Here is a 15,082-nt window from a genome sequence, read left to right as displayed (position 1 = left end):
CAGTAAGGAAGTGAGAACATGGGTTATCAATTACCTGATATTAATGAATAATTCTGAAAAGAAAAAAGGAGTAATTCCTACGCAAAAGGTTAATCACTCCTAACTATGAAATCTTTTGAAGTTTTGAAATGAAGAAAGTTTTTATATCTCTAGACAATAGGACTTAACATTTTAAGGATAATAGAGGCATTTACGTTGGTTTGTGTGCCTCCTGCCAAAGTTTGAAGGATTACTGCTGCAGCGGAGGAATGATTCCTAAGTGTAAGAAACCCGCCGGCAGGTATAGAAATTATTACCTGACCTGTGTTTTGTTGAGTACCAGCTCCTGAACCATAGACTGCTTGCGTAACCGGTGCACCATTTAAAAATAGTGTGAATTGGTTAGGTTCAACACCTGATACGATAAAAGTAACCTCGTAAATTCCTGGTGTGGTAACAAAAATTTGAGAGGTTCCAGGAGCATGCGCAATCCCCGATGTAACTATACCTGTTGAATCAAAAATAATATCTGCCTCTATAGCTACAGTTTCAGCACCTAGATTATAGATATAACCATATTCGCAAAGACCACTACATGCTGTTGGCGTTACAGGAATAGCGCCAGTAATTCCACAGAGATCGACGGCTGTGAATGGTCCTATTTGGCTTCCACATAAGCAGGAACGTTTATTACAGTTACTACAGTTATCCATTTTTTCACCTCCATTTGTAGTATTTTATTCGTGTGAAAAATGGAGTAAAGGGCAATAGGCTACAATCAATTAATAATTTAGACTCATTATTAATGTTCTATTTTAAAAAAAGACCACTCGTATGAGATGGATACGTCTTTCTAGCTATTCAACTAAGCCCCTGTTAGTTCAAGAATAAAATTACTAATTATTAATAACTAACGACTCACTAAATATTTTTAATGTCATTCCTTATTCAATTAGTCTGCCCTACAGCTGTAATTTTGCAAGTTGAAATTGCAAATCTAACGATTGTTTCAGGACTTATTGGTAAAGTACCTAGCACTATGCCAAGACCTGTTTGTTCCACGGTAAAATCTGCTGCAATAGAACCATTAACTGCTAAAAGATTCACTGTAGAACCGATAAGTGTATCTAGCAATTGTCTAATCGGTCGTTCGCGACAATCACATTCGCACCCTGAATTAACAGGTGGCAACAATTTGATAGTAGGTCCTGGTGGTAAAAATCCTACCCCTGTAACATCAGAAATATTTACTTCAAAGGTTGTCGCACCATCTGTAACAGTAACTAAAAAATCATTCACTTCAATAATTGTGAATAAAAAAAATAGAGGAGGTACATTTGGTGCGTCTGCAACAGTGCCAAGAATTACAGTTTGCCCAACAAGCTGCTGTAAGACGGACTGAAGTGGAGAAACACAACAATCACAAAGACACGAAGAGGCGGGGACTGAAGGACAGCAACTATTAAGTGCTGTGTACTTAACTGGCGGACAATATCCGTTAGGTTTTATTCTAGTAATTTTCTTTTTTTTAGACATAATTTCACCCCACTATTTCTTTTATAATATGTTTAAAAGAAATATGAGATTGGATTAAAACCTATTTAGGTTTGAACAAAGATACTTTATGTGAGCAGCGCTTACTGAACAATATGAGTAAAATGTGCAGTTACAAGAAGGTGATAAATTGAGGTTTTTAGATTTATTTGCTGGTATAGGTGGCTTTCGATTAGGGATGGAAGCCGCTGGACACGAATGTGTCGGCTACGTTGAAATAGATAAATTTGCTCGTAAATCATACGAGGCAATTCATAATACGGAAGGAGAGTGGACAGCTCATGACATCACAAGTGTTACAGATGACGCTATTCGAGGAATCGGAAGTATCGACATTATCTGTGGAGGATTTCTGTGCCAAGCTTTCTCAGTTGCTGGTAAGCGAAAAGGTTTCAATGATACTAGGGGAACTCTCTTCTTTGAAATTATGCGCTTCGCATCTATTCTCAGACCACGCTATTTATTCCTTGAGAATGTCACAGGACTCCTCAATCACGAGGGGGGCGATACGTTCGAGACAATCATCAGAACGCTGGATGAAGTCGGGTATGATGCAGAATGGGATTGTATTAACTCTAAAGAGTACGTACCCCAAAATAGAGAAAGGGTGTTCATTATCGGACATTCTAGAGAATCAAGTACCAGAAAAGTATTTCCTATCAGAGAAGCATCTGGAACGGTTGATGAAAGCAGAATCACGACAGGAACACTTACTGCACGATACCCGGAATCACAACGTGAAGGCACATATATTGAAACGTATGGGAAAGCAGGAGCAATTAACTTAGTTGGAAATATTAATCCTTCTGGCAATGGTATGAATGGGCAAGTACACAGTAGTGAAGGATTATCTCCCACTTTAACAACTAATAAAGGTGAAGGTCCAAAAATTGTTCAAAAACCAAGAGGATTTAATAATGGCGGTCTACATTATATTGCACCTACATTAACATCAAATAGTTACCACGAAAATAATCTTCTTAAAATTAAAGAAGCCACAAAGCAGGGATATGACATATTATCCTTTGGACACTGGTTGTCAACAAGGTGTCGTTGTTTGGGATATGTATAACAAAAATAAAAGAAGTGACGGCAATATCGGAACATTAACAGCTAATGGGAATACAAGTTCTACCAACAGTGGGACGTTTGGGATTGATAATGGTGTTCGGATAAGAAAATTAACACCTCGTGAATGTTGGAGATTACAAGGATTTCCCGATTGGGCGTTTGATAGAGCAGCAGAAGTTAATTCAAATAGCCAGCTTTATAAACAGGCTGGCAACAGTGTAACTGTGAATGTGATTGAGGCAATTGCGAAAGAGCTTTACTGAACAATATATTGCATATTAAACAACAGAGGAGTAAATAAAAAAGCTGTAGTGCATGACACACTACAGCTCAGAATTGGTTACCATTTACGGTTTGTCATAAAGCATTATATCACAGATTAACAATATTACTTTAAGAAAACCTCAAGGTCTGGAATCAATTTATCAAATGTAGTGGTAAATTTATCATTCATTGATTGGTCAGTGAAACCTAAAGAATCAGCCTCGTTCATATTATCTCGAAGTAAAACAAGTGAATGATGTAATATACGCAATTCGTCGGTTGTAAATGAAACTGAATTATTTTCGAACTTCTCTTTAAAAGCCATTACTGATCTTTTATAAAGGGAAGCGGTATTATTATCATCAATTAATTTGTAGCCAAATTTTAAAAACTCATTGATAGCAGTTTGGATAACATCTTTATCATCTGGAGTAAGTTCTCCTAAGAAGTTAGACATACTATCACCTCCTATTGGGGATATTCTAACCAAAATAACAGATTGAAAAACAAGAAAAGGAGAGTATGCCAATGAGCAGTATCGCACAAGAACAAATTGCTGCAATAGCGGAGGTAGCCATTGCAAAGTTTAATGAGCTTCAACAAGAAGAAAAAACTAAGAGATTAGACAGACGGCTTTTTAACACTAAAATATTGTTGAAAAATTATCGTCATTTAAAAGTGTACTGTAATGAAATGAAAGAGAATATGGATTTAAAAGATGGAGAGCAAGAGGAAATAATTACATCAGATAAAGAATACCTTACATTAGAATCCATAAAAAGAAGTGAAGCCCGAACACTTGCTATGATGCGGTTCATTGATAATATGATTAAAGTTTATGAAATGGATTGTAAACATTTAGGGGAAGAAGCGGTACGAAGATATGAAACGCTTTTACATTTTTATATAAACGATGAAAGAAAAGCTTACGCTGAAATAGCGAAGCTGCATAATGTACATGAACGTACAGCACAAAGGGATTTGAAAGAAGCGGTTCACGCTATGTCAGTGCTTTTTTTCGGAACAGATGGATTACGGCTACAGTTGTAGTCGTGTCGTAAAGATGTCGTTTTAAATACATTTTAAATATTGTATAGTGTAAATGTAGAGTAATTGGATTTACTTTACAACATTAGTCTTCCAATCGACATGTAAAAGACCTGTTTAACAGGCAAACAACTAAATAGACGTTCGCTGGAACGTCAACACTACAGAGGTCACATCTAACAAGGATGTGGCTTTTTATAATGACAATCCATTCCATTTATCCTATGATATAGGTAGATGGGGGATGATTAAAGTGGCAAAAGTAAGAACCAAAATTCTTGAAGCCAATGATATACATGATATAGAAAATATAGAAGACAAAGTAAATGCATACTTGGATTCTTTACAAGAAGGAACATTCATCGATATAAAGTTTTCTACTGTTTTGCATCCTAACTACAGTAAAACATACACAGCACTTATTGTTTATAAAACTAATTAAGGTCACATCTAACAAGGTGTGGCTTTTTATTATGAGAGTAAATTTTCAGAAGTATATTTTTTGTTTATATGTAATATTTAGTATAATTTTGTATAAAATTGTCGATAATTTCCTTTTGTAAGAGTAAGTTTTTTCCTGTATAATTTTTCCTGTAAGTAATTGTTAAATTAAAAATTAATGATGAAGAGAGGGAGACTCATGGCTTGTACACAAGGTGAAAAAGGACGCAACATGGGACAAACAAACAGCAAATTAAATAAAGAAATACAAGGCGACATCATAGACAAAATCAAAGATATAAATGATATTAGAAGAACTGCAGATAGTATTTATAAATCAGATCATTTTCATTTAGATTCTCAACAATTACCTAATACGAGTAACTTCAAAGTGGAGATACAGTATAGAGAAGGAACGAAACAAACGGTCTCTGTAATCGAGGTAAAAAATACGGCTACTATTACTGCAGAAGTTCATCAGGCATTGAATAACAGTTTGAAGGATGGGTATAAGTGGATTGTTAGTTAAAGGACAAAATAGTATTTTAGTGTGTATCATTGAATCAATATGGGTTTATAACAATATGGGTTTATAAGTTATCAAAATAAGTAAATGGGGTCACGTTCTTTTGAGCGTGGCTTTTTCATGCAATTATCTTTGATTGCGGAGAGACTAAAAGGTGGGAAGAATCAAGTACTGAAAAAGGTAGACTATTATTGGTGAAATAAAGAACTACTCAAAGAAAAAGAGGCTTGTCTCAAAGTAATTAAAATTTTTGAAGACAGCCTCATTAACTATTGAACATTCTGTTTAAAAATAGAATTTATTATTCTTAGGAAGAAGATTCTGAAGAAGTAGGTGGGGTAGGAATATTATCTAATCCTACTACTCTAAATTGGAATGGAACTACGTCACCTTGTCCATCAATGCTGTAATCATAAGTACCGCCATCTAAGGGTTTAGTAATTTCTTTTTCACTATTTGGTTTTACTGTTTCTGTAGCTATCATAGTGCCCTTAACCGCATCCTCAACTTGAAGTATAATAGATACATTTCCTTTGTTTTTAATATTCATTCTCACATTTCGTTTACTATCTACTTTAAAAGAACCTTTGTATACTCCATTTAATGTTTTAGATGTTACATCTTCTAGTACTTCAATTGCTCTAGTATTCGTCATCTTTTACATCTCCTTTTGATTTTTATTTAGTAGGATTTTTATGTAAATCTTACTATATATTAATTTACTACATTATTTGGTAATTATCAATTAATTTACCTTTTTTAGAGTAAATTGGTTTAATTGTATATAGCACACAATCAATGAGGGGTCACATCTAACAAGGTGTGGCTTTTTATTATGAAAATAACCTATAACAAACATTTCCTTTTAATCTATGATTAGGTTGAGAGGAGGTGTGAACAATGACTAAAAAATAGACACTGTTTATTTAGTATACAAATTAGTAAGTGGATTTCCGTTTCATGAAGTATTAGTTGGCTGCTACAGCACATTAGAAAAAGCCGAAGAAGAAAAAGCAAAATACGAAACAACACGCATTCAAGAAATCGAAGTAGAGTAAAATCAATTTCTATTAAAGGGGATGTTAAAATGAATCAAGCAGAAAAGGTTGAGGAAATTTTAAAAGAACTATCGCACTTTTTTGATAGCTTAGACAGTTTGCCAGAAATGAATAGTATCGATGAAATAATAGGTGTTGGAAGTCATCTAGCCCATGGTGCAGATATTGTAGATGAGGCAATAAGAATTATAGATGAGTTTATGAGTGCTAATAAATAAGATTCTAGGTCACGTTCTTTTGAGCGTGGCTTTTAATGTGCTTTGAAAACTGCATCAAACAAAAAGTAAAGTGGTAAATTAGCTGACAAGGTGGCGGGCGGCATCGAACAGGAAAGTCTAGCTTTCTATAATTAAATATTTTACCGAAGTAGACGGGACAGGACTTATCCCTAGCACCGTAAGGCTTTTTTGATGCTTCGGAATGTATATGTTGTAACCTTTAGAATTGAAAAAATATTAATTAAATATTTATCTTATCTTATTTCTTTGGAAATATTTTTAATTAATGACAAAAATATAGACTAGTATATAATTAAATAACTAGGAGGGATAATATGAAGAAAATACTATATTCTTTATTAATTATGATTATTACATTTCCTTTATTTTCTAAATCATATTCAGCAACTACATATCCAAGCTTAATCGCTGAATATGATTTTGAAAAAGATTTTGAAACAACAATTGTGGATACAACAGGAAATAATAATGGTACTGCAACAGGAACTGCTTTAGTGACAGGATACGATGGAAACGGAAATGCTCGGCTATTTAATGGTGCTAGTGATTTTATATCATTTAATAAACCGATTATTCCGAATAACAAAATGAGTATTAGATTCAAAATAAACACTACACAAAATGTTAGCGGAGATATTTATCCTACTGTGTTTGATACAAAAGGTTCTACAACAAATGGAATTGTAGGTTTTGTTCGAGGTGGAAGGTTACAGATACAATTATGGGATAGAACTTTTAATGGAGTTGCCCATTTTATAGCAGATGGGGAGTGGCATGATGTTCTTTTTACATGGGACGGTACAACTAATTCAGAATCAATGAAGTTGTATGTTGATGATATGACTACTCCTAAGAATATTAATAGCACTACTTTCACATCCATTACACATTCTAAAAATTTAAGAATTGGTCACGGACAATATGCAAATGGTGTATATTTCAAAGGACAGTTAGATAATTTTCAGATATATAATGATTCTATAGAACCTGAAGTTGATTCACCAACCCAACCCCAAAAAGATAAGGGAACTCTTTATGTAAGTAATAATGCTTTTTATAAACTAACGGAATCAGGAGATGTATACTCTTGGGGTGAAAATAATTACGGTCAATTAGGATTAGGAGATACCGAAAAGAGATCATTAGTTAAAAAAGAAAAAGTTAATTTACCTGAAAAAATAATAGACTTAGTAGTTGGTAAAAACTTTGTTGTGGTGATCGGTGAAAGTAGTAAGGTATACGGTTGGGGAGATAACACTTCTTTGTTATTTAATGAAAGAGGTGGATTAATTCTTTCACCAGTTGAATTCGATGAAAATATAGGGAAAATATATAAATCTGAATAAATTTTAGAAAAGACATCTTTTGGGATGTCTTTTTCTTTTGACAAAAATAAGCAACTAGTACAAATGGGGTGATTACAAAACAAACAAATGGCGGAGGTGGTGGTGTATGAGATATGGCTAGACCAAGGAATCCGAAACGTGATGAGGCGTTTCAAATGTGGCTTGAAAGCAAAGGGCAAATGATATTGAAGGATATTGCCGAACGGTTAGGATTATCAGACTCACAGATTAGAAAGTGGAAGAATCAAGATAAATGGGATGATCAATTGAATGGTAACGTTACTAAATCCAATGGTAACGTTACTAAACGAAGTAGAGGTGCTCCAGTAGGCAACAACAATGCTAAAGGACACGGGGCACCTAAGCAAAATCAGAACGCTGTTACTCATGGTTTCTTTCAAAAGTTTCTACCAGAAGAAACACTCGAAATCATGGAAGCGATGAATGAACTTTCTCCAGTCGATTTAATCTGGGATCAAATACAGATACAGTATGCTGCGATTATAAGAGCTCAACGAATAATGTTTGTAGAATCTAAAGACGAAATGATTAAGGAACTAAAAAAGCATAAGGATACCGAATGGGGAGAGGAAGTCGAATATGAATTCCAATTCGCATGGGAACGACAGGCGCAACTACTCACTGCTCAATCTAGAGCAATTGGGGAGTTGCGTTCTTCTATTAAGCAGTTTGTGGAGATGGCTGACCAGAATGACGAGCGAAGGCTGAAGCTTCAACAGATGCAGCTGTCAATTGATAAAACGAAAGTGGAAATTGAAAAGCTCGGCTCAGATGATCAAAACGAATCGTTTGAGATTAAAATTGTTGGTAAAAAACGCGAGTAATTTTATGCAGGAAATGTTGGGAAATAATTTCGAGTAGCTTGATTAAAACTTGATAAATCAACAGTGTATAAAATCGTGCATAATCAATAAAAAGTAAGGATGTAAGAACATTGATATAACAGTGTTTGGTGATTATACAGCTTCCTAAAATTAGAATTATGTTAACTAGTTATGAATGCTAAATACAACGAATGTATAAGGAGTTGAGTGAATGACACTATCAGTCGAGAAAGAAGTAAACCCACATTTCGAAGATTTCCTTTTCGACTGGCGTTGTAAAACTCAACTCTTAGTCGGTGGGTATGGATCTTCAAAATCCTATCATGTTGCCTTAAAAATACTATTAAAATTACTTGAAGAAAAACGTACAGCTCTTGTAGTTCGTGAAGTTTACGATACACACAGGGATAGTACGTTTTCTTTGTTTACAGAGATCATTGAAGACCTTGGGCTATCTGGCAAGATAAAAACAAGTTCATCGCCAATGACAGTGAAGTTCCCGAATGGTTCAAAGATTATCTTCCGAGGCATGGATAAACCTGAAAAGCTAAAATCTATTAACAACATATCTCTGATTTGGTTAGAAGAATGTAGTGAGATTAAGTATGCAGGATTTAAAGAGTTGCTTGGTCGTTTAAGGCATCCAACATTAGACCTGTTTATTATTCTTTCTACAAACCCTGTATCTAAAGATAACTGGGTGTACACGCACTTTTTCATCGATGAAGAAAATGAGCGCATCGTCCTGGATGATGAACAGTTATACAAAGAGCGAACTATCATTCTGAATGAGGTTTACTATCATCATTCAGTTGCCGATGATAATTTGTTTCTACCCCAGTCGTATATTGATCAATTAGAAGAAATGAAAGATTACGACCCTGATCTTCATCGTATAGCTAGGTTCGGCAAATTTGGTGTAAATGGCAAATTAGTGCTTCCGCAGCTAGAAGAGTGGGCGCATGAAGAAGTCATGAGAAACATCAACAGTATGCGAAAACCGTTGTTTAAAAACGGAATGGACTTTGGTTTTTTAGAATCAGCCAATGCTGTCTCTCGAATGTGTATAGATACAGAAAAAGAGTGGTTATATGTATGGGATGAGTATTATACGAGAGGTAAAACTGATCCAGAAATTGCTGATGATTTAGAGGCGAAGGGGTTAAAGAAAATATTAATGAAAGGCGATAACGCTGAAGCGAAAACAATCTTCTACTTACAGCAGAAAGGCTTTCGTATATTGTCCTGTTACAAATTAACACGTATTGAAAATACCAAGAAAATGAAACGATTTAAGAAAATCATTATATCCAAAAACTGCCCTAATCACATTCGAGAATTAAAAAACCTCACTGTTAAAATTGATCCTCGAACAGGAAAAGAGATACCAGGTGAATTTAATATTGACCCTCATACATTTAGTGCAATGTGGTACGGTCTGGATGATTACGAAGTGGCAAGTCTTAAAGGTTACAACGCTAAAAGAAAGTAGGTGAAAAAATGGATGAGAAATTAACGATACGTCAACAAATGGATTCTTTTAAAGTGTACATACCGTACCTAGATGAACACGGCATCAACGAGACTATTCTTGCTCAAATAATCAACGAGCATAAGCCGATTAAACGTGAAGTAGAAATGCTACAGAAAAGGTATGACACAACAGACGTACCAATTATGAATCGTCCGATCATTGAGCTGCCGATTGCTAGTGAAAATATGAAACGTATTGACCAGCTCATTAACAACAAGCTTAACAATGCCTTTGACGCAGATGTGGTAGACACGAAGGTTGGGTACTTCCTTGGGAATCCAATTAACTATGTCGTAGAAAAAGAGTCACTAAATTTCAAAGTACTTACAAGTACTATTGATGAGATGCGAATACGTGAGAATATGCCATCTAAAGACACGACAGCAGGCATCCAGACATCTATCGCTGGCTATGGTGCAAGGTTAGTTTACTGGTCTGAGGATAACGGCAAACAGGTACTACGAGTATCAAATGTTAATCCAGCTGAGTGTATATTCTTGTATCACGAAAACATGCATGAACCTTCATACGCCATTCAGTATTACTCGACGACACGTATAAAAGCTGATGGTACCAAAATGAAGGTGCAAGTAGCAGAGTTTCATGATAAGGAGAATACCTGGTTTTTCGAAAGTGGTTCAAGTGGATTCGAGTTAGTAGATGTTAAACCTCACTTCTTGTTGAATCCTCCATTATTTGGTGTTGAGAATAACGATGCTCTGCAAGGTGAAGCTTCTAAAATACTCGCCCTAGTAGATGCCTATGACCGTACAATGAGTGATGCAAACAGCGAGGTAGAAGCTACTCGTTTGGCTATTCTCATTTTGCGGAATATTGGCATGGATGAGGAGGACATACAACAACTCAATAAATCAGGAGCACTTGAGCTATGGGGTAATGACTCGGATGTGAAGTACTTAACGAAAGACGTAAATGATTCGATGATTGAGCATTTACTAGATCGCCTTGATGAAAACATCACCCGTTTTTCAAAGAGTGTAAATTTCAACGATGAGGCTTTTGGTGGGAATATCAGTGGTATTGCAATGCGCTTTAAAATCTTTGCCCTTGAATTTAAGACAATCTTAGCAGAGCAACGTTTCCGAAGTTCTTTGACATATCAATTTAAGTTGTTATGTGCTGGATGGTCATTGCTCAATATGTGTAGCCCTGACGACTACCTCAAAATATGGTTTGGTTTCAAACGTAACCTACCATCAAATTTGAAAGAAGAGGCAGAGATACAGTCGATACTCCAAGGCAGGGTATCAGAGCGTACACGTTTGTCGTTGTTCAGTCAAATTGATGATGTAGAGGCTGAATTAGAGGCCATGAAACAGGAGAAGGCTGAATTTCAGGGAGAGCTAGAAGGGTTGAAGCGTAAGAATATTGATGATCCAGATAAAGACGATAAAACAAATGAAGATGAATAGGTGGTGGCTGAATGGACCAACTAGAAATCTTTGAACGGTTGCAAAAGATACTCGAAGAATATGAGAAATCATTTGATAAACATTACTCTCGTTTGCAAAGCAGAATAGTTGAAAGCTTACAAGAGGCTTATGAGAAGCATGGAAACAACCTATCAGAATATCGTAAATACAGTCGATTACAGTCGTTGAAAAAGCAATTAGATGGCATTTCTACAACAGAGTATCAAAAGCTGTTAGATGAAGCCGTAAAGATGCAAGAAGAGACGTTTGATATGACGTTTTTACTTTACACCTATCTGATTTATATGTACCTAAGCAACGAGGAAGGTAAGCTGTTGAATATCACAAGTGCAGCAGCTGGTACAAGCGCAGCAGTAGCTATTATCTACTGGTTACTGAGGAATCGTAAACGATTACGTACAGAGTTTTTTAAAGAGACAGAGTATGAAACATTGCTCCGATTTAAAAAGCACAAAGATGATTATGTGTACAGCGTCTTTATGGACACGCAAGACAAGCTGAAAGCCGAAGGAGATTTTACGGCAACTTCTAAGCAAGCTAAAAAGCGTACTCAATCAGCAAAAAGCAATGGACTTAATCGAATGCAGGAGATGTTTAATACCACAATTAATTATGTGCAGGAAAAAATGTATGATGCACTCAAAGGTAAGGTCGACGGTGTAGAAAAGATGTGGATTTCTATGCGTGACATGCAGGTCCGGCATGCACACAGAATACTTGATAATCAATTTGCTGATGAAGAAGGCTATTTCCACTATGCAGGAGATAAAGCTAAGCGTCCTAAGGTGTGGAAAGATCCTGCAATGAATTATGGTTGTCGCTGTAAGATATTACTTTTGTTTGGTGGTCGAAATCCAATGTTTAGCAGGATATATGATTATCAGGATCCGCAGTATCAAATAAAGCTTGCAGAACGAATTGATGAGTTGTTACCTAACAAAACATACCTTCAGTCATTGAAGCAGGCCCAAGATGAAATTAAGCCACCTAGAAGAACTGTACTTTACATTACATTTGAGGATTGGCTTGAGGAATATGGAGAGGTGGAATAGATATGAATAGAACTCAAAAGATCATATTATTAACAACGGCTTTAGGTGGAATGGAGAAAGCTGGAGTTAAGCCAAAGTTGAAATCTAGCGAAGGAGCATTATTACAACATGAACTTCTTAAATTAATTGAAGAACATGGAGAAGAAGCTGAAACGATATTAGAAAAGGATTTGCAGGTGGCTGTGCAACAACTTTATAACGAAATTGTGAAGGAGTAATTATTACAGATGCCAATTCCATTAAAAGTAAACGTTGCTGGTGTTGATTATACAGTGCAATATCAAGAGGGTTTGTTGAAAACATATAGTCTTATGGGACAGGTGTTATATGCTGAATCCAGAATAGATATTGATTCCTCAATGAGTGACAGTAAAAAAGAACAAGTTTTTATCCATGAATTAGTTCATGCCATGCTGAATGAAGCTGGCTACGATGAACAGGATGAGGAAATGGTCAATCGAATAGCCATCGTTTTATATCAAGTGCTAAAAATGAATTGAAATTTTAGTCGTTGTGATACGGCTTTTTATTTTGTCTTTTTTAAGCATTTGAAGACGCTATAAAGAACAAATGACTAAGTGTTTCGTGGGCGAGAGCGTGCGAAGGACAGGAGGATAACATGCAAATAAATTTTGAGACATTAAAAACATTGGTTGAAGCTGGTGATAAGTCGGCTTTTGAAAAACATATCTTTGAGAGTTTGGAAAAAGGTGACGTAGTTGCGGCAGCATCACACAATGCTTTAGTAAAAAGTGAACTAGATTCAGAGAAAGATAAACATCACAACACGGCTCTTGAAACTTGGAAAACCAACCAACTGCAAATGTTAATTGATGAGGAAGTTTCAAAGCGAAACCCTCAAGAAACACCAGAACAAAAACGTATTCGAGAGCTTGAAGAAAAGCTTGCGAATCAAGAGAAGGAAAATGCTCGTAAGACCTTACGTGAAAATGCTGTTAAGTATGCTACAGGTAATGGGCATGATGTTACATTTGCAACGAAGTGGATTGACAAATTACTTGGTGATGATGAGACAGCTACTAATGCTACGTTAGATGATTTTAAAACGGATTTTGATGCTCTTGTGCAGGCTCAAGTAGAAGAGAAGCTTAAGGGTGCTAATCGTAATCCTGGTGGTGGTTCAGGTGGAGGCGCAGATTTATCAACTGGTGCACGTGTAGCCCAACAAAACCAAAACAAAAATGCTGAAGAACAACAAAAAACGTTCTTTGGATAAGGAGGAAAAAGAGATATGCAATTTAAGAAGACTGAATTTACAACACCTACTGAAATTTTAAAGTTTCCTGAACATCATGTATCCGTATCCGTGTATGTAGATGACACAGGTGTTACAGCGAATGCAGAAGGAAAGAAAATTGTTCCTGCTGGCACAATCTTGGGTGGTGGTTTTCTAAATGAACGTTCTGTAAAGGCAAAGAAAGCCAATGGAGCTACAGCAGAAGGGGTACTACGTTATGATGTGGATGTGACATATGGTCCAGCTAACGGAGCAGCAGTCATTCACGGCTTTGTTGACTTAAACAGATTACCTGAAGTACCAGCAGCTGAAGCAGTAACAGCTTTAACACAAATTACATTCTTAAAATAATGGAGGTTTAAAGTATGCCAACTATTTTTGATTTAGTAACAGCGAAAAATACCAAGGATTATATTGAAAATTCCGAGCAAAAGGTTTATTTAGGAGCTTCTTTGTTTCCTGATGAAAAACAGTTAGGGCTTGATTTATCTTATTTAAAGGGACGTCACGGTGCACCAGTAGTTTTAAAAGCAGCAGCGTTTGATGCTAATGCGCCTGTTCGTCCACGTATTGGTGTTTCTGCTATACAAACTGAAATGCCTTTCTTCCGAGAGCAAATGAATGTAAAAGAAAAAGAACGTCAACAAATCAACACGCTTTTAGCTGGTGGACAAACTCAATTGGCTGAAGCAGTGTTAAAACATGTGTATAACGATCAAAAAGCACTTGTTGATGGAGCGAATGCTACAGCTGAGCGTATGCGTATGCAACTTCTAACATCAGGTAAAATTGCAATCGACAGCGGAGTGGAAGGTGCTAAATATGATTACAATTATGAATTTGATCCATCACAGTTTGAAGTGCTAACAGGAACGGACGTATGGTCAGATTCTAATTCAACACCAATTCAGGACATTATGCGTTGGATGCAGGCTGTAAAACTAGCAAATGGAGCACGCGCTATTGTAAATAGTGCAACGTTTTCACATTTAGCTGCACATGAGTCTATTCGAAAAGACCTTAATCCATTAGGAGCTACAAGCATCATCTTAACAAACGATGATGTTAAAAATTATTTACAACGTAAGTTAAAACTAAGCGTAGCAATTTATGATGAAACATTTATCGATGAAACTGGCGTTGAACAAAAATTTGTACCAGATTGTGTGTTCACATTAATTCCACCAACAGGTACGCTAGGTAACACAGTGTATGGTACTACACCAGAAGAGTCAGATTTAATGACAGGTGCTACAAAAGCTAATGTTGAGATCGTGAATACTGGGGTAGCTATCACAACTGTTAAAAAAGAGCATCCAGTTAATGTTCAAACGATTGTTTCAGAAATTGTACTACCATCATTCCCTGTTGCAGATAAAGTGTTCATCGCAACTGTTTTGTAATCACCAAGCGA

19 protein-coding genes and 1 pseudogene are annotated in these 15,082 nt (G+C 36.0%); 16 read left to right on the top strand and 4 right to left on the bottom strand.

Translation table 11 applies throughout. The features are described 5' to 3' along the window. Nucleotides 1-149: 149 nt before the first annotated feature. Nucleotides 150-692, bottom strand: coding sequence for a collagen-like protein (locus ACQKIM_RS07825; protein WP_427541549.1), 543 nt, complete (start codon nucleotides 690-692; stop codon nucleotides 150-152). Nucleotides 693-927: 235 nt separating this feature from the next. Further along, nucleotides 928-1,413: pseudogene (locus ACQKIM_RS07820) on the bottom strand (bclA protein); the annotation flags it as partial. A gap of 250 nt (nucleotides 1,414-1,663) precedes the next feature. Between ACQKIM_RS07820 and ACQKIM_RS07815 the strand changes: the two are divergent. Together ACQKIM_RS07815 and ACQKIM_RS07810 are read left to right on the top strand one after the other, a co-directional pair. Continuing rightward, complete coding sequence (locus ACQKIM_RS07815; RefSeq protein ID WP_427541546.1) at nucleotides 1,664-2,605, top strand: DNA cytosine methyltransferase; 942 nt, start codon at nucleotides 1,664-1,666, stop codon at nucleotides 2,603-2,605. Continuing rightward, nucleotides 2,559-2,867: a DNA cytosine methyltransferase gene (locus ACQKIM_RS07810; RefSeq protein ID WP_427541544.1), complete on the top strand. Its 309-nt coding sequence runs from the start codon at nucleotides 2,559-2,561 to the stop codon at nucleotides 2,865-2,867. Before ACQKIM_RS07815 ends, ACQKIM_RS07810 begins: the two co-directional genes overlap by 47 nt. Before the next feature lie 125 nt (nucleotides 2,868-2,992). Here ACQKIM_RS07810 and ACQKIM_RS07805 read toward each other — a convergent pair whose 3' ends face one another. Continuing rightward, nucleotides 2,993-3,325, bottom strand: coding sequence for a hypothetical protein (locus ACQKIM_RS07805; protein WP_427541542.1), 333 nt, complete (start codon nucleotides 3,323-3,325; stop codon nucleotides 2,993-2,995). Nucleotides 3,326-3,396: 71 nt separating this feature from the next. On the opposite strand from ACQKIM_RS07805, the gene ACQKIM_RS07800 reads away from it, so the two are divergent. The 3 genes from ACQKIM_RS07800 to ACQKIM_RS07790 all read left to right on the top strand — a co-directional run bounded on the left by ACQKIM_RS07800 (nucleotide 3,397) and on the right by ACQKIM_RS07790 (nucleotide 4,885). Then, complete coding sequence (locus tag ACQKIM_RS07800) at nucleotides 3,397-3,918, top strand: hypothetical protein (protein ID WP_427541540.1); 522 nt, start codon at nucleotides 3,397-3,399, stop codon at nucleotides 3,916-3,918. 250 nt (nucleotides 3,919-4,168) lie between these two features. Further along, nucleotides 4,169-4,357, top strand: a complete 189-nt coding sequence (locus ACQKIM_RS07795; RefSeq protein ID WP_427541537.1) for a sporulation protein Cse60 — start codon at nucleotides 4,169-4,171, stop codon at nucleotides 4,355-4,357. Nucleotides 4,358-4,555: 198 nt separating this feature from the next. Then, on the top strand, nucleotides 4,556-4,885 hold the full coding sequence (locus ACQKIM_RS07790) for a hypothetical protein (protein WP_427541534.1): 330 nt from the start codon (nucleotides 4,556-4,558) through the stop codon (nucleotides 4,883-4,885). Between the two features lie 304 nt (nucleotides 4,886-5,189). On the opposite strand, the gene ACQKIM_RS07785 is transcribed toward ACQKIM_RS07790, so the two are convergent. Then, nucleotides 5,190-5,537 carry a hypothetical protein gene (locus ACQKIM_RS07785; RefSeq protein ID WP_427541531.1) on the bottom strand — a complete coding sequence of 116 codons (348 nt, stop codon included), beginning with the start codon at nucleotides 5,535-5,537 and terminating at the stop codon, nucleotides 5,190-5,192. A 432-nt stretch (nucleotides 5,538-5,969) separates the two neighbouring features. On the opposite strand from ACQKIM_RS07785, the gene ACQKIM_RS07780 reads away from it, so the two are divergent. From ACQKIM_RS07780 to ACQKIM_RS07730, 11 genes are all read left to right on the top strand, one after another. After that, complete coding sequence (locus ACQKIM_RS07780) at nucleotides 5,970-6,158, top strand: hypothetical protein (RefSeq protein WP_427541528.1); 189 nt, start codon at nucleotides 5,970-5,972, stop codon at nucleotides 6,156-6,158. Nucleotides 6,159-6,493: 335 nt separating this feature from the next. Continuing rightward, nucleotides 6,494-7,525 (top strand): LamG-like jellyroll fold domain-containing protein, encoded by a 1,032-nt coding sequence (locus tag ACQKIM_RS07775; RefSeq protein WP_427541525.1) that lies wholly within the window; start codon nucleotides 6,494-6,496, stop codon nucleotides 7,523-7,525. A 113-nt stretch (nucleotides 7,526-7,638) separates the two neighbouring features. Further along, complete coding sequence (gene terS / locus ACQKIM_RS07770; RefSeq protein WP_427541522.1) at nucleotides 7,639-8,370, top strand: phage terminase small subunit; 732 nt, start codon at nucleotides 7,639-7,641, stop codon at nucleotides 8,368-8,370. A gap of 211 nt (nucleotides 8,371-8,581) precedes the next feature. Continuing rightward, on the top strand, nucleotides 8,582-9,862 hold the full coding sequence (locus ACQKIM_RS07765) for a PBSX family phage terminase large subunit (protein WP_427541519.1): 1,281 nt from the start codon (nucleotides 8,582-8,584) through the stop codon (nucleotides 9,860-9,862). Between the two features lie 8 nt (nucleotides 9,863-9,870). Then, on the top strand, nucleotides 9,871-11,337 hold the full coding sequence (locus ACQKIM_RS07760; RefSeq protein ID WP_427541516.1) for a phage portal protein: 1,467 nt from the start codon (nucleotides 9,871-9,873) through the stop codon (nucleotides 11,335-11,337). A gap of 11 nt (nucleotides 11,338-11,348) precedes the next feature. Beyond that, a complete protein-coding gene (locus tag ACQKIM_RS07755) occupies nucleotides 11,349-12,410 on the top strand; it encodes a hypothetical protein (RefSeq protein ID WP_427541513.1) in 1,062 nt (353 codons plus the stop codon). Between the two features lie 2 nt (nucleotides 12,411-12,412). Continuing rightward, nucleotides 12,413-12,628 carry a hypothetical protein gene (locus tag ACQKIM_RS07750; protein WP_427541510.1) on the top strand — a complete coding sequence of 72 codons (216 nt, stop codon included), beginning with the start codon at nucleotides 12,413-12,415 and terminating at the stop codon, nucleotides 12,626-12,628. Between the two features lie 9 nt (nucleotides 12,629-12,637). Next, nucleotides 12,638-12,910 (top strand): ImmA/IrrE family metallo-endopeptidase, encoded by a 273-nt coding sequence (locus ACQKIM_RS07745; protein ID WP_427541507.1) that lies wholly within the window; start codon nucleotides 12,638-12,640, stop codon nucleotides 12,908-12,910. A gap of 119 nt (nucleotides 12,911-13,029) precedes the next feature. Then, entirely contained in the window at nucleotides 13,030-13,647 is a 618-nt protein-coding gene (locus ACQKIM_RS07740; protein WP_427541504.1) for a DUF4355 domain-containing protein, read from the top strand. Between the two features lie 15 nt (nucleotides 13,648-13,662). After that, nucleotides 13,663-14,019: a hypothetical protein gene (locus ACQKIM_RS07735; RefSeq protein ID WP_427541501.1), complete on the top strand. Its 357-nt coding sequence runs from the start codon at nucleotides 13,663-13,665 to the stop codon at nucleotides 14,017-14,019. A gap of 14 nt (nucleotides 14,020-14,033) precedes the next feature. Then, on the top strand, nucleotides 14,034-15,071 hold the full coding sequence (locus ACQKIM_RS07730) for a major capsid protein (RefSeq protein ID WP_427541498.1): 1,038 nt from the start codon (nucleotides 14,034-14,036) through the stop codon (nucleotides 15,069-15,071). The last annotated feature ends 11 nt before the right edge of the window (nucleotides 15,072-15,082 follow it).

This window comes from Lysinibacillus sp. NPDC047702, from assembly GCF_050272555.1.
GTDB lineage: Bacteria > Bacillota > Bacilli > Bacillales_A > Planococcaceae > Lysinibacillus.
Note: the sequence above shows the minus strand (reverse complement) of the source record. Positions and strands in the feature narration are given on the sequence as shown.

Coding starts and splice junctions, on each gene's coding strand:
- ACQKIM_RS07785 (WP_427541531.1), bottom strand. CDS start 5,537: ATGACGAATACTAGAGCAATTGAAGTACTAGAAGATGTAACATCTAAA.
- ACQKIM_RS07790 (WP_427541534.1), top strand. CDS start 4,556: ATGGCTTGTACACAAGGTGAAAAAGGACGCAACATGGGACAAACAAAC.
- ACQKIM_RS07760 (WP_427541516.1), top strand. CDS start 9,871: ATGGATGAGAAATTAACGATACGTCAACAAATGGATTCTTTTAAAGTG.
- ACQKIM_RS07735 (WP_427541501.1), top strand. CDS start 13,663: ATGCAATTTAAGAAGACTGAATTTACAACACCTACTGAAATTTTAAAG.
- ACQKIM_RS07780 (WP_427541528.1), top strand. CDS start 5,970: ATGAATCAAGCAGAAAAGGTTGAGGAAATTTTAAAAGAACTATCGCAC.
- ACQKIM_RS07765 (WP_427541519.1), top strand. CDS start 8,582: ATGACACTATCAGTCGAGAAAGAAGTAAACCCACATTTCGAAGATTTC.
- ACQKIM_RS07800 (WP_427541540.1), top strand. CDS start 3,397: ATGAGCAGTATCGCACAAGAACAAATTGCTGCAATAGCGGAGGTAGCC.
- ACQKIM_RS07775 (WP_427541525.1), top strand. CDS start 6,494: ATGAAGAAAATACTATATTCTTTATTAATTATGATTATTACATTTCCT.
- ACQKIM_RS07745 (WP_427541507.1), top strand. CDS start 12,638: ATGCCAATTCCATTAAAAGTAAACGTTGCTGGTGTTGATTATACAGTG.
- ACQKIM_RS07825 (WP_427541549.1), bottom strand. CDS start 692: ATGGATAACTGTAGTAACTGTAATAAACGTTCCTGCTTATGTGGAAGC.
- ACQKIM_RS07740 (WP_427541504.1), top strand. CDS start 13,030: ATGCAAATAAATTTTGAGACATTAAAAACATTGGTTGAAGCTGGTGAT.
- ACQKIM_RS07730 (WP_427541498.1), top strand. CDS start 14,034: ATGCCAACTATTTTTGATTTAGTAACAGCGAAAAATACCAAGGATTAT.
- ACQKIM_RS07805 (WP_427541542.1), bottom strand. CDS start 3,325: ATGTCTAACTTCTTAGGAGAACTTACTCCAGATGATAAAGATGTTATC.
- terS (WP_427541522.1), top strand. CDS start 7,639: ATGGCTAGACCAAGGAATCCGAAACGTGATGAGGCGTTTCAAATGTGG.
- ACQKIM_RS07755 (WP_427541513.1), top strand. CDS start 11,349: ATGGACCAACTAGAAATCTTTGAACGGTTGCAAAAGATACTCGAAGAA.
- ACQKIM_RS07750 (WP_427541510.1), top strand. CDS start 12,413: ATGAATAGAACTCAAAAGATCATATTATTAACAACGGCTTTAGGTGGA.